Raw genomic sequence first — 13,302 nt, forward strand, 5'->3', positions numbered from 1 at the left:
AGTAAGTTGTTTAAAACAATCAAGGCTGTCTAAAAGCTTATGCTTATTAGACAGCCTTTTCATGTAGCAAACCCTACTCTTTTATTATTGTGTCTTTATTTTGTTTACGCTCACGCAACATTCGCTTTTCCAACTCTTTTGTCTTCATTTCTTGTATTTTTGATATTTTTTTTACAAGGAAAAAGACAGCAAAACAAAGTACAAATAGCAATATCAATTCAACTGCAGCTGGAATATATGCTTTTTTGTCTTCCGGAAAATATAAAAAATCGCCATATAATAATAGCAAGTGCACAATCATCACTTCTTTCTGTCGTCTTATTCAAGCACTGTAATTGATTCTATTTTAATATCTTCTAACGGCTTATCTCGGAAATCTGTTTCGACATTGGCAATTTTATCTACAACTTCCATACCCTCAACAACATGACCAAATACAGTATGCTTATAGTCTAACCAAGGTGTTCCTCCAATACGAGCATACTCCTCAATGATTTCTTTTGGAAAACCTGCTTGTTCCATTTGTCCAATCATATCACTTGGTACTTGCGGCATTTGTACAATAAAGAATTGAGAACCATTCGTATTTGGACCAGCATTCGCCATGGATAACGCTCCACGTAAATTAAACAGTTCAGGATGGAATTCATCTTCGAAAGGTTCTCCCCAAATGGATTCCCCTCCCATACCTGTACCAGTTGGATCTCCGCCTTGAATCATAAAATCAGCAATAACACGGTGGAAAATAATACCCTCATAATAACCTGACTTTGCATGACCTAAAAAGTTTTCAACCGCTTTAGGTGCATGTTCTGGGAACAACTTTATTTTCATTGACCCCATTGTCGTTTTCATTTCAACTAAGATTTCTCCAGGGTTTAATTCTTTCGTTAATTGTGGGTACATTTCTTCTTCTCCTTTATAAATAAAATCATAGTGATGACTACATTTTCTTATTTTCCTCGTTTCAGTTTACCATAAAACATGAATTTTTTCCGCTAATTAAGTTATTTCACTTCTATTTCTACTTATTTTAAGTTGTTATACTCCTCTTTCTTTCATTCATCTTTTTCGGAAATTTCTTTATAAACATGTTGTAATGATATGAAAAGTGAACTGTTCTAATGAAAAATATGGTATTCTTTCTTGTAGGCAATAGGAGGAATAAATGTGAGGCAATTGTTAGGGTATCTTATGATTCTTTGCCTCTTCCCTCTTCTTTTTGTTGTTGGAGACAAAATTTGGGAAGAAGCAGCCAAAGCACAAAATCATAAAGAACAAATTCAGGAACAAATCAAACTCCCAGAAATAAAAAACAGCTTCCTGTTAAAATGTTAGATCGAAACGGAGATTTATTTAACGAAGATTACGTGGAATGGAGAAATCCTATTCCCATAGAAGAAATACCCGAAATCGTTAAACAAATTTTTATTTTGAGTGAAGATCGAGATTTTTATCAACATATCGGTTTTGACATAAGTGCTATCATGAGGGCTGTCATAACCAATGCGGAACAAAATTTTATTCAACAAGGGGGCAGTACAATTTCCCAGCAGCTTGTTCGAATGCTTTATTTATCGGAAGAGAAAACATATGAACGCAAACTAATGGAAGTGTTGTATGCTTACGAACTAGAAAAACTATATGATAAAGACAGCATTTTTGAAATGTATTTAAATGAAATGTACTTCGGTCATCAAGTGTATGGTATTAATTCAGCTGCAACCTATTATTTTCAAAAACCAATACAACATTTATCCGTTGCGGAAATCGCCTTTATTGCAGCTATACCAAATAACCCTTCTATTTATGATCCGTTAAAGCATTTTGACAATACGAAAGCACGTCAAGAACGTTTAATTGATCTTCTAGCAAAAGAAAATGTCATCTCCCTTGATGAAGCAAAACAATATAAAGAAGAACCCATTCGGTTGAACATAAAAGAAAAAACGCAAAACTTCCCTGCTTACAGCACGTATGTATTACATGAACTGAATCAATTAATTGCAGAAACTGAGGGATACAACGAAGCGCTGCAACAAGCTTCACCAGAGGAAAAATTGCTGCTTCAAAAAGAATTAGATAACAAAATCAATGAACTTCTTTATTCTGGCATCATCATACATACAGCATTAGATCCTGAAAAACAATCAAAAGATGATGTATCAATTAATTCTCTTTTAACCATTCAAAATTTGCAATCTAGCGCGGTTGTCATTGAAAATGAGACGCGGGAAATCGTGAGTATGTATGCTGGAAAAAACTACAATAAATTCGATTTTCATAGAGCTTATCAGGCTCCGAGACAGCCAGGTTCATCCTTTAAACCGTTAATTGTATATGCACCGCTATTTGAAAGAACAAATTATTCACCTTCCTCCATCGTGAATGGAGGAAAATATTGCATTGGGGCGTTTTGTCCACAAAACTACGGCGGAGCAATCTATGGCGATGTAACGATTTCAACTGCCTTTAAACATAGCTTGAATACGTCAGCTGTTCGTCTGTTTTCAAAAGTTGGTATAGAGACAGCCTTTCAATATTTACAACAATTCAATTTTAAATCGATTGTAGAACAAGATAAAAACTACGCAGCTGCATTAGGTGGACTAACATACGGTGTAACTACATTAGAATTGGCCGATGCATATACAAGCTTTATCGATGGAAGTTACGTTAAATCCCATGCAATTCGAAAAGTTACCGATCAACAAGGAAACATATTGTATCAGTGGCCATCGGAACGGAAACAAATATGGTCTAAACAAACTGTACAATACATGCGTTCATTATTAAACGAAGTAGTGCGAAGTGGAACAGGGAGAGGGATTCATGCAAATTCATCCTATATTGGGGTAAAAACAGGCACTACGAACGAATATCGAGATTTTTGGATCGCTGGATTATCCAATGAATATACCGCAGCCGTTTGGATTGGCTATGATCAACCAACATCTATGCTTCAATTAGAAGACGATCGAATTCATTTCAACATATTTAACCGTATTATTAACCAATAAAATGACTATTTGGATGATATTTTTCTATCATAGATTTTCGCTTCAGCTGGAAGCTTTCCGCGGGCATGGGCTTTCCTCTCTTATTCATGTCCATTCCCGCAGGAAAGCTTTACTTTCATATTGCTTTCATCGCAGATAAATTGCGACGAAGCGAACACGGCAGGAACTTTCCTTTCGCTTCAATCAGATTAGCATAAGAGTGTCCATCCCTTATTTAGCAAAAGGCAAACTCGCCAAAATCCCGTTGTAAAGTTTCATACAAACAAAAATGACGACTGTTATAAAAAAAGACCAAAAGAGAATTTCAAAGGCGATTAATCCAATCATCCCAGATAAAGACATATATTGGCTCATTTTATAGATTGAATAGACGAAAAAACAAAATAGTGATAATGCAAAAATGATTAGTAGTGCAGTAAAGGATTGGACAGCAAAGGCGCTAATAAGGCTTCCGATAAAGAAAAGTACATATCCTCCGCGTGCTGCTTTAACAGCACCCCCTTCTGAATCCTTTGAAAAAAACAACATCCCTATTTCGTGAATCGTTTCTCCAATCAATTTTAAAGCTGAAAACAGCATGAAAAAGCAAAGGAAGAATACAAACAATAATAGCATCCGAATTTCTACATCTGTTAGAAATTCTCGCATGCCATTATAGATTCCAATAGATTGAAAAAGTTGAATAGACTTACTTACTGTAAAAATTCCAAAAGTTAGGCTATACAGAATAATTGAAAATAATGGTAAATAACCATATACGTATGGATTTTTCATTGTACTTTGCCTCGTTTATTGTATTTTCCTACCATATCATAACAAAAAATTTCAATCTATCAAGAGAAGAAATCGAGTAGGAGGGAGCGATTAACTCCCGTCCTCTCACACCACCGCACGTACGGTCCCGTATACGGCGGTTCAATTAAGATGATTGACGCAAGTTTTTATATAACTTCCTTGAATAGCTGTTCTCTTTATGCCAGTGGTCACTCCATCCTCCAAGAGGTCCCCCGCGGGATTCACCGCTTCCTTCCTCAAGTGAGGTACTACGTTTTCTGTGTTCATCATGACTCACTGAATGCCAAGGGCTATTCTCTCTTAATTGTTCGGTCCTTCTTAATAGTTCTAAACCAACTAATACGATGACCTTGGCTGACTTCTGACGGTTCAGCTACTTATCACTAAGTAGGTTATGAAGCGTACTTCACATATCCGCCAGACCTCCCCGGGTAAGTACATGCACTTTCACACCATCTATCCGCCTCATTTACTCGATATGACCTTCGACAGAAAGAGCTCAAAAAGGAGTGCGATTGAACGCACCCCTTTTTTAATAACGGCGGAATGGCGGGTAAAACGGAGGGTAGTATGGATAGTAAGGATAATATGGATAGCTAGGTGGATAATAAAATTGCTGTGGATAAAAGACATTTCCTAATAATCCACCTAAAAATCCACCAATAAACGGATAGCCAAAGTTACTAAATCCATCACGATGATGGTATCCAGGACGTTGATTATGGCGATAACCAGTCATAGTAAACCTCCTTTTCTTTGATAACATATGTAAGAAAAAGAGGCAAAGCTATGTGAATTGCCTAATGTGAACATTTATCATATATGAAATGTAAAATCTTTGATAAATGTCGCAAGTGTTCTAACCATCACACCTGTTGCACCTTTTGGCCCCAACTCATGGGGTTTTGTAGTATCAGATGTCCCGGCAATATCTAAATGAATCCACGGTGTATTTTCTACAAATTCTCCAACAAATCCACCTGCAAAAATCATATGTCCATCGCTTCCAGGAGAGTTATTTAAATCTGCAATTTGTGAATCACGGATGCGTTTTTTATCCCTTTCAGTAAGCGGCATGCCCCAAACAAATTCTCCAGTTTTCACACTTGCTTCAATAAAAGCATCGAAAAACGCTTCGTTATTCGATAATGCGCCCGTTTTATCATATCCTAAAGCTGTGATGACCCCGCCTGTTAACGTAGCCACATCAATTAAATAATCGGCTCCTTGTTGTTTTGCATAAGTGACTGCATCGGCTAAAACGAGACGGCCCTCTGCATCGGCATTTTTAATTTCCACCGTTTTTCCACTGTAAGTCGTGATGACATCATCAGGTTTAAAGGCATCTCCTGAAATCATGTTGTCAGTTGCGCCAATAACTGCGACAACATTCTTTTTTGGCTTCATTTCTCCAATAATTTTCATGGCTCCAAGTACCGATGCAGCTCCCCCCATATCTCCTTTCATGCCTACCATTCCAGTTTTCGATTTGATGGAGTAGCCTCCTGTATCATAAGTTACTCCTTTTCCAACTAATCCAATTACGTCTTTCCATTCTTCTGTTCCCTTATATTTTAATGTAATAACTCTCGGTTCATTCGTTGAGCCTCTATTTACCGCTAAAATGCCTCCCATTCCTAATTCTTCGAGTTGTTCCTTATTTAATATTTCTACTTCAAAGCCATAGTTGTTTGCCAAATTCACAGCATATTCCGCTAAATCAGTTGCTTTCAATATATTCGGTGGCAAATTCACCAACGTTCTTGCTTCATTCACTGCATCTGCGTAAATCTTTCCAAGTTTGTAGCTTTCAACAATTTCATCAATATCTGCATTCGTAACGAATTGAACTTCATCCAAATAAACATCTGGTTCATTAGAAGTTGTTTTATAATGGGGAACTTGATAAAAACCCATGCCACTCCCTTCAGCAAATAAAAACGCAATATCTTTTTCTTGAATAGGATCTGCTGTAAAAGATTCTAACCAAATCGTAAATCGATTCGCTTTCATCTCCCGAAGTTTTTTGCCCACTAATCCAAATGTGTCTCGCAATTCATTACGCGTTAATGTTTTCGTATCACCTAATCCTACAAATAATATTCGTTGTAAATGTTCATTAGCTCCCAAATAAGGAATCTTTGTTAATTTTTTGCGCTCCGTTTCGATATCTCCCGTACGAATCCATTTTTCAACATGTTCTCCGTAAAATGATACGAATTCTTTCCATCCTTTAATATGGTCGCAGTTTTTTTGAACTCCCACAATTAACAATTCAGTCGATATTTGTTCAAAGGATTTTCTCTCTTTTTGAATAATCATCTTTAACCTCCAAATAGAATTCATCGTATACGAGCTTCAATATATCTATCCACTATAAGTATAACCCAATTTTTATTAAGAAGTGGACTAGTATCATGAAGCCAAAATTGCTTTGAAGTTCCTTTTATTTGTCTCATATCCTAAACAATTTCGCTAACAAAAAAATTAAATAATTAAGAAATTTTTTACTTCAAAACGTTAATTGTTGTATATTAGTTATGCTATACTTATGGAAAGACGTGAAAGGAAGGGTTTTTACGGTTTGGCAATATTTCAAAACGCACCATTACTTCTAGCGATATTCTCAATTTTTTTTGCACAATTTATTAAAGTACCCATACATTTTTTGTTTACAAAAGAAATTAACTGGTCTCTTTTAACGTCTACAGGCGGCATGCCTAGTTCTCATTCAGCTGCAGTGACAAGTCTTGCTACTGCAATCGGATACGAGACCGGTTTTGACTCACCTGTATTTGCCATTGCTGCATTGTTTGCTGGAATCGTAATGTATGATGCTAGCGGCGTACGATATCAGGCAGGTCAACATGCAGCTATGTTAAACAAGATACGCCAAGAGTTAACCATATTCTTTAGGGATATGAAACATTGGACTGATAAACATGAACATGAAAAACACGAAGAATTAAAAACATTGTTAGGTCATAAGCCGAATGAAGTATTATCTGGTGCCATAACTGGTATTCTAATTTCCTTCATATTCTATTCTTTCATCATATAAAAAGGATATATCCAAAAGCGTCTTTCACTTTTGGATATATCCTTTTTTAAAACATTCGATAACCGTTCTTTCTTAATATAATCATAACAATACCCGCAACAATTGTACCTACAAATCCACCAGACAAAATGGCGATATCCACCACTTGAAGAGATAAAACTTTATCCCACAAAGCAGGCCATGCGACAGTAGGTTTGAATATATAATCTAAAAAACTCACTTCATCAATAATAAAAATAACGACAATCGGATATAAGATCGTCATTAACCATGTCATACGAAGAAGCATATTTAATAAGAAACCGATTCCAAAAAACATAACAAAAAATAGTACAATCGAGATCACTAATTGAACAATTGATACAGAACCACCCATGTATGTATAACCTCCATTTTCCTTTACCTAGTTTAACCTAATTAAGTTGTCCTTTCAAATGGAAAAACAAATCATTATTAAAATTAAAAGTCTAGCATTCCAACTATAGAATGCTAGACTTAAATTTATGTTATACTGCTTCTCCTACCGCTTTACCATTTACAAATCTTGGACTATTCCATAGATTAATCCATGATTTAATAGCCGTAATCACAACAACAACACCTAAAATCAACATTATGACGGATAATATGCCATTTAATACAGAATAACCAGATGCTGCTGGATTCCAGTACACGTTTTTGATCATCCAAATTCCTGCAACATTTACTGATATATATAAATATACTAATGGAATAATACAAGTTAAAACATAAATCCGTTTTGTTGCAATTTTTAATACAACTGTTGCACCAATAACTAATCCAATGGAAGCCATTAGCTGGTTAGATACACCGAATAACGCCCAAATTGGTCCAATTTCACCTGTGTACAGTAAATACCCCCACATGAAACACGCTAAAGCACTAGCAATGATTGTACCAGGCAACCAATCTGTCCGTTGTAACGGTTTGATGACATCTCCTAAGAAATCTTGAATTAAGTAGCGGGCTACACGAGTACCTGCGTCGATTGCAGTTAAGATGAACACCGCTTCAAACATGATGACAAATTGGTAGAAGTAACCGCTCATTTCTGTGAACCATGGCACTCCAGTAAAAATTTGTGTCATCCCTACTGCAAGGGATACGGCACCGCCCGTTCTTCCCTCTAAATCAATACCTATCGCTTGTGATAATTGAGGTAAGTTGACAACTTCCATTCCTAATGTGGCAAATACTGCTGGAGCTGCATTGATTGCGAAATAATCAGCAGGATGCAAAGAAGTAGCTGCAACAAGCGCCATTACCCCTACTAAACTTTCGACTAGCATAGCTCCAAATCCTACAACGCGAATATCTTCCCATTTATCTAACATCTTAGGCGTTGTTCCAGATCCAATGAATGCATGGAAACCAGAAATGGCACCACAAGCAATGGTAATTGAAACAAATGGCCATACAGGACCTGCAATGATTGGCCCTCCACCATGAATAAATTCTGTTACTGCTGGGAATTGAATAACAGGGTTAACGAAAAATACCCCAATAATTAAAGCTATAAATACCCCAATTTTCATAAAGCTTGATAAATAATCCCTTGGTGCAAGCAAAAACCATACCGGCAATGCCGCAGCAAAAAATGCATAAATCGGTAAGATCAACGCCAAAGTTTGGCGATCTAACGTCAACCAATCACCAAGCACTGTTCCTTGAATATACGGTCCAACAAAGACGCCGATCATTAATAAAATGAATCCAACCGTAGATGTTACAACTAAGTTACCAGTCTTTTTATAGGCAATCCCAACAAGCATAGCAATTGGGATTGTAATTCCTACTGCAAAAGTTCCCCACGGATTTCTTTCTAATGCACCAAGCACTACCATGGAAAGACCAGCCATTGTTATCGTAATGATGAATAACATAGCAAGACCTGTACAGAATCCTGCAACCGGCCCCAGCTCCTCTTTCATCACTTCAGAAAGGGATTTCCCTTTTTTGCGCATGGATGCAAATAATACAACGGCATCATGTACTGCTCCACCAATCACCGCACCAATTAACAACCATAGTAAACCTGGTAAATATCCAAATTGTGCAGCAAGTACAGGTCCAACAAGCGGCCCAGCTGCAGCGATTGCGGCGAAGTGATGTCCGAATGCTACCCATTTGTTCGTCGGCACATAGTCTTGCCCATCGTTTAATTCATGGGCAGGTGTTGGTGTTTTTTCATTGATTAACAAAACTTTTTTTGTAAAAAAATAACCATATAATCGGTATCCAATCACGAGTATACAGATGGCACCGATTACAATAGAAAGTCCATTCATAAAATTCCCCCATCCCTTAGTATTTATTTCTTGGAATAACTACTAACAGAATCGATTTCTATTTTAAAATAACCCCCTTGTCCAATCCCCCTTTAGAAATTGTTGAAAATGTAATAAACAATATGAAATTTCTTTTGTAATAGTATAAAAATTACAACTTTTACAAAAAAATATTTTTTTATCATTATTTTATATTTTTTCAAAAAAATCAATCTCTTTTTTTTACTATACTATTATCCTATTCTTTGATTTATTCAATAAAGTTTCAAAGATTACTTGTTAAAAAACACACGATAGGATGTATATTGAAACCAATCTCCTGGATTAATCCCCTCATTTTTTGATAGCTGATGCTGAATTAAAGTATCACTTGCCATGTTTTGTAGCATGATGGAAGCTTCTCCGCCAGTTAATAATTCCTCGACAGAAAGCCATTTGGCGTCAATTAGTTCGCGTTCTTGAATACAAATCGGTTGCTCTTCATTAATTGGTTTACAAGCAAAAATGGCCATATTATCACTTACTTCTCCTCTTATAACCCCCGTTCTAAATCCAACCATGCCGGTTACGATACAATCAATCCCAGTCTCTTCTTTTACTTCCCGGAGTGCTGCTTCATCAGCAGTTTCACCTAGTTGCACAAATCCTGCTGGAATTGACCATACTCCTTTTAATCCACTATATCTCTTTTTTACAACGAGCCATTTTCCATCTGAATTGACAACAACAGCTCCTGCACCTAACCATACTTTTCCTCGTTCTTTTTTCATATATACTCACCCTTTGTTTAAACTTACCACTATTTTACAACGCTTATAGCTATTTGAATATATCTATAAAACTTTCAGCTATCTCCTTATTTGGTAGTAGCACCTAGTTCACTTAAAAAAATTCATAAAAATAGGCCGCCAGAAATTTCTCTTCTAGACAGCCCAATTAATATAAATCGTTTTAACATTCTTCCGGTGTGCCAGTAACTTTCGCTGTTCTGAAAGATGAACCGCAACCACAAGATGCAATGGCATTCGGATTGTCGATCGTAAATCCACCGCCCATTAACGACTGTTTATAATCAATTTTTGTCCCCATTAAAATAGGGGCATCTTGTTGTGATACTAAAATTTTAATTCCGTGCTGTTCATCGATATAATCATCTTCATTTACATTTTGATCAAAATTCATGCCATAAGTAAGACCACTACAACCACCACCATGAACAGCTAAACGTAAATAAGAACTTTCTTCCTCATTATGTTTTGCCATCTCTTTTACGCGAAATGCAGCTGCTTCTGTTAATTCAATAACTCTTTTTTCTGCACTCATCCGAATCACCTTCCTTAAACAATATAATAACAGTGCAATCATGAATATGACAATGAAACTGCTTTATACACATTATTGTTAAACTCATTTATTGAATCTGCCAGTATAATAGTCTTATAACCTACTGCTCAGGAGGTAGTATATTATGGAAAACCATACAGAAATCTCCCCTTTTTATGTAAAAAAAGTAGTTTGTATTTTTTGTGAAAAAAAATTTCCTACCCTAAAAGTTCGTTCCAAGTTCGTAAAAGTTGAAAATACTGAAACTGATTTTCGTCCCATTTATTCTGATTCGAATGTCAATCCTTTATACTACAATGTATTTGTTTGTCAACACTGCGGCTTTTCCTTCACCGAAGATTTTTCTAAATATTTTGCACCAGGTACACGGGAAAAAATTCAAGAGCAAATTACGAAAAAATGGGTTCCACACAGCTTTAGCGGTGAACGTACAATAGCCCAAGCAATACAATCATATAAACTCGCACTCGTTTGCGGTAATTTAAAAAATGAAAAATTCATTGCAAGAGCAGGTCTTGCTCTTCGAATTGGCTGGCTATATCGTACTCTTCAAAATAAAGAACAAGAAATACGTTTTTTAAAAATTGCCAGAGATTTATATATGGATTCTTACTCAACAGAAGACTATTTAAGCACTGGAATGAGCGGAATCCGTGTTATGTACTTGATTGCTGAACTTTCACGAAGAATCGGGGACATATCAAATGCAACGAGATTCTTCTCAAGAGTAATAGAAAATCAACGACATGGTGGAGAACCTAAAATAATAGAAATGGCTAAGGAACAATGGCAAATCATTCGCGAAGAGCGAAATCAAGGAAATGTAATTACTGAATAAAAAAACGGTGTACTCACTATTCATATTAAATAGAAGAGTACACCGTTTTCAATTAGTTTAGTCGTTTTTCAATTAGAAAACTTGCTCTACTTCAACAATACCAGGTACTTCTTCTAATAATGCGCGTTCGATGCCGGCTTTTAATGTAATTGTAGAGCTTGGGCATGAACCACATGCACCTAGTAAACGTAATTTTACAACGCCGTCTTCCACATCAATTAATTCGCAGTCTCCACCATCGCGTAGTAAGAACGGGCGTAATTTATCTAAAACTTCTTTTACTTGTTCAAATTGTTCAGTATTTGTCATATTCCTCGACTCCTTTCATTAAAATTATTATAATGTGAACAAGAGAAAAAATCCATTATTATCGTAACGAAAGGTGTAATAATATGAATAAAAATATGCCAATTATTGAAGTTTTTGGTGCCGACGTTCTTTGTGCAAGTTGCGTTAATGCACCTTCATCCAAAGACACTTACGAATGGTTAGAAGCAGCGATTAAACGGAAATATCCGAATCAACCATTTACAATTCGCTACATTGATATCAACGAACCGCTAACAGATAAACGGGATCAAGAATATGCTGAACGCATTCATAATGATGAATATTTTTATCCTCTAGTACTTATTAACAATGAAGTTGTCGGAGAAGGATATATCCAAATACAGCCGGTTTTTAAAGCTTTAGAAAAATTAGGTTTTGAGCCTAGCGAGTAATATTAACATACGTTTTCTTCACGTTAAAAATTCGCAAGTATTACAAGGAAAATACTTGCGAATTTTTCATTTAGTTATCGTTTTGACGTTTGTACATCCAAAGCAATCCTGACTTAAGTAAACGTGCAATTCTACCTGTTACCGTTGTATCCGCAATATAAACAAATCCTTGTTTCTTCCCTAAAGATCCCATAAATCCTTTTAATTTGATATCTGGCATTTTTTCTGGTAACGCTTCACCTTTCCAGCGATGTTTTAACACACGAACAATTCGTTCAGCTTGTTCTTCAGCAAGTTGTGCACTGGCTGGCAAATCAGATGAAGCACAGTCTCCTACAACGAAAACATGCTCATCATCAACGAGATGGAAATATTGGTTGACAAGTGGTCGACCTTTATTATCTTTTTCAGCATCCATTTCTCGAACAATTTTCACCGGACGCACACCAGCTGTCCAAACAATGGCATCTGCTTCAATTACTTCATCATGATTATAGATTTTTCCAGGTTCCACTTTTGTAATGTTAGATTCTGCAACGATTTCTACATTATTTTTTTCAAACCACTCTTTTACATACTTACTTAGTTTTTCAGGGAATGAACGTAAAATACGAGAAGATCGGTCAAACAATTTAATTTGTAAATCTGAGCGACTTTCTCTTAATTCACTAGCAATCTCAATACCACTCAATCCTGCTCCTACGATTGCAACGATAGAACCTGGAGGTAAGCCGCATAACATTTCAAACGTTTTGCGAGAGTTTGCTATCGTTTGAATGCTCAATGTATACTCCTCTGCTCCAGGTACACCATGATAATCATCTTCACAGCCTAGACCGATTACTAAATCATCATATGGGATAACCGTTCCATCTTGTAAATGAACCGTTTTTTCCTTACGATCAATTTTTGTAATTTCTCCGTACACCTTTTCTAATCTTGGATGTTCAGGAAAATCAACTCGTACTTTTTTGTCAGTTGTTGTCCCCGCTGCAAGTGCGTAAAACTCTGTTTTTAAACTATGGAACGGATTGCGATCAATTAATGTAATCATCGTATCTTCTGGAATTTGGTTAGGTAGCAATCGAAGCAAAATACGCATGTTGCCATAACCGCCGCCTAGTAATACAAGTTTTTTCATAGAAAACTCCCCTATTTTTTTATTGCTTGCAGTTCACTAAATTTACACAAACATTAGTATATTACATTGTGA

Annotated in this window: 17 protein-coding genes; 5 read left to right on the plus strand and 12 right to left on the minus strand. The window is 36.1% G+C overall.

Annotation, left to right across the window (positions count from 1 at the left end):
* Positions 1 to 73: 73 nt before the first annotated feature.
* Positions 74 to 301, minus strand: a complete 228-nt coding sequence (locus UtA1_RS13980) for a hypothetical protein (RefSeq protein ID WP_040764878.1) — start codon at positions 299 to 301, stop codon at positions 74 to 76.
* 17 nt (positions 302 to 318) lie between these two features.
* A complete protein-coding gene (locus UtA1_RS13985; RefSeq protein ID WP_016839493.1) occupies positions 319 to 906 on the minus strand; it encodes a peptidylprolyl isomerase in 588 nt (195 codons plus the stop codon).
* A gap of 264 nt (positions 907 to 1,170) precedes the next feature.
* On the opposite strand from UtA1_RS13985, the gene UtA1_RS17695 reads away from it, so the two are divergent.
* Positions 1,171 to 1,338, plus strand: coding sequence for a hypothetical protein (locus tag UtA1_RS17695; protein WP_232019851.1), 168 nt, complete (start codon positions 1,171 to 1,173; stop codon positions 1,336 to 1,338).
* Positions 1,332 to 3,020 (plus strand): transglycosylase domain-containing protein, encoded by a 1,689-nt coding sequence (locus UtA1_RS13990; RefSeq protein WP_232019852.1) that lies wholly within the window; start codon positions 1,332 to 1,334, stop codon positions 3,018 to 3,020. Before UtA1_RS17695 ends, UtA1_RS13990 begins: the two co-directional genes overlap by 7 nt.
* Positions 3,021 to 3,230: 210 nt before the next feature.
* On the opposite strand, the gene UtA1_RS13995 is transcribed toward UtA1_RS13990, so the two are convergent.
* From UtA1_RS13995 to UtA1_RS14005, 4 genes are all read right to left on the minus strand, one after another.
* Positions 3,231 to 3,794: a DUF5366 family protein gene (locus UtA1_RS13995; RefSeq protein WP_096551672.1), complete on the minus strand. Its 564-nt coding sequence runs from the start codon at positions 3,792 to 3,794 to the stop codon at positions 3,231 to 3,233.
* Positions 3,795 to 3,935: 141 nt separating this feature from the next.
* Positions 3,936 to 4,085, minus strand: a complete 150-nt coding sequence (locus tag UtA1_RS17295; RefSeq protein WP_172597788.1) for a hypothetical protein — start codon at positions 4,083 to 4,085, stop codon at positions 3,936 to 3,938.
* Between the two features lie 262 nt (positions 4,086 to 4,347).
* A complete protein-coding gene (locus UtA1_RS14000) occupies positions 4,348 to 4,554 on the minus strand; it encodes a hypothetical protein (protein WP_096551674.1) in 207 nt (68 codons plus the stop codon).
* Between the two features lie 77 nt (positions 4,555 to 4,631).
* Positions 4,632 to 6,137: a leucyl aminopeptidase gene (locus tag UtA1_RS14005; protein WP_096551676.1), complete on the minus strand. Its 1,506-nt coding sequence runs from the start codon at positions 6,135 to 6,137 to the stop codon at positions 4,632 to 4,634.
* A 262-nt stretch (positions 6,138 to 6,399) separates the two neighbouring features.
* On the opposite strand from UtA1_RS14005, the gene UtA1_RS14010 reads away from it, so the two are divergent.
* Positions 6,400 to 6,876 carry a divergent PAP2 family protein gene (locus tag UtA1_RS14010; RefSeq protein WP_016839301.1) on the plus strand — a complete coding sequence of 159 codons (477 nt, stop codon included), beginning with the start codon at positions 6,400 to 6,402 and terminating at the stop codon, positions 6,874 to 6,876.
* 46 nt (positions 6,877 to 6,922) lie between these two features.
* On the opposite strand, the gene UtA1_RS14015 is transcribed toward UtA1_RS14010, so the two are convergent.
* The 4 genes from UtA1_RS14015 to UtA1_RS14030 form a co-directional block, all read right to left on the minus strand.
* A complete protein-coding gene (locus tag UtA1_RS14015) occupies positions 6,923 to 7,252 on the minus strand; it encodes a YuiB family protein (protein WP_016839300.1) in 330 nt (109 codons plus the stop codon).
* 130 nt (positions 7,253 to 7,382) lie between these two features.
* Positions 7,383 to 9,185, minus strand: coding sequence for a carbon starvation CstA family protein (locus tag UtA1_RS14020; protein ID WP_096551678.1), 1,803 nt, complete (start codon positions 9,183 to 9,185; stop codon positions 7,383 to 7,385).
* Positions 9,186 to 9,457: 272 nt separating this feature from the next.
* Positions 9,458 to 9,955: an NUDIX domain-containing protein gene (locus tag UtA1_RS14025; RefSeq protein ID WP_016839298.1), complete on the minus strand. Its 498-nt coding sequence runs from the start codon at positions 9,953 to 9,955 to the stop codon at positions 9,458 to 9,460.
* 181 nt (positions 9,956 to 10,136) lie between these two features.
* Complete coding sequence (locus UtA1_RS14030; RefSeq protein WP_016839297.1) at positions 10,137 to 10,508, minus strand: HesB/IscA family protein; 372 nt, start codon at positions 10,506 to 10,508, stop codon at positions 10,137 to 10,139.
* A 145-nt stretch (positions 10,509 to 10,653) separates the two neighbouring features.
* Here UtA1_RS14030 and UtA1_RS14035 point away from each other — a divergent pair, with 145 nt between their 5' ends.
* Positions 10,654 to 11,367 (plus strand): DUF2225 domain-containing protein, encoded by a 714-nt coding sequence (locus UtA1_RS14035; RefSeq protein WP_016839296.1) that lies wholly within the window; start codon positions 10,654 to 10,656, stop codon positions 11,365 to 11,367.
* 72 nt (positions 11,368 to 11,439) lie between these two features.
* Here UtA1_RS14035 and UtA1_RS14040 read toward each other — a convergent pair whose 3' ends face one another.
* On the minus strand, positions 11,440 to 11,676 hold the full coding sequence (locus tag UtA1_RS14040) for a NifU family protein (protein ID WP_016839295.1): 237 nt from the start codon (positions 11,674 to 11,676) through the stop codon (positions 11,440 to 11,442).
* Positions 11,677 to 11,759: 83 nt separating this feature from the next.
* On the opposite strand from UtA1_RS14040, the gene UtA1_RS14045 reads away from it, so the two are divergent.
* Positions 11,760 to 12,089 (plus strand): YuzD family protein, encoded by a 330-nt coding sequence (locus UtA1_RS14045; protein WP_016839294.1) that lies wholly within the window; start codon positions 11,760 to 11,762, stop codon positions 12,087 to 12,089.
* Positions 12,090 to 12,159: 70 nt separating this feature from the next.
* Here the strand turns inward: UtA1_RS14045 and UtA1_RS14050 are convergent, their stop codons facing one another.
* Positions 12,160 to 13,230: an NAD(P)/FAD-dependent oxidoreductase gene (locus UtA1_RS14050; RefSeq protein ID WP_016839293.1), complete on the minus strand. Its 1,071-nt coding sequence runs from the start codon at positions 13,228 to 13,230 to the stop codon at positions 12,160 to 12,162.
* Between the last annotated feature and the right edge of the window lie 72 nt (positions 13,231 to 13,302).

The organism is Ureibacillus thermosphaericus (assembly GCF_002370195.2).
GTDB classification, from domain to species: domain Bacteria; phylum Bacillota; class Bacilli; order Bacillales_A; family Planococcaceae; genus Ureibacillus; species Ureibacillus thermosphaericus.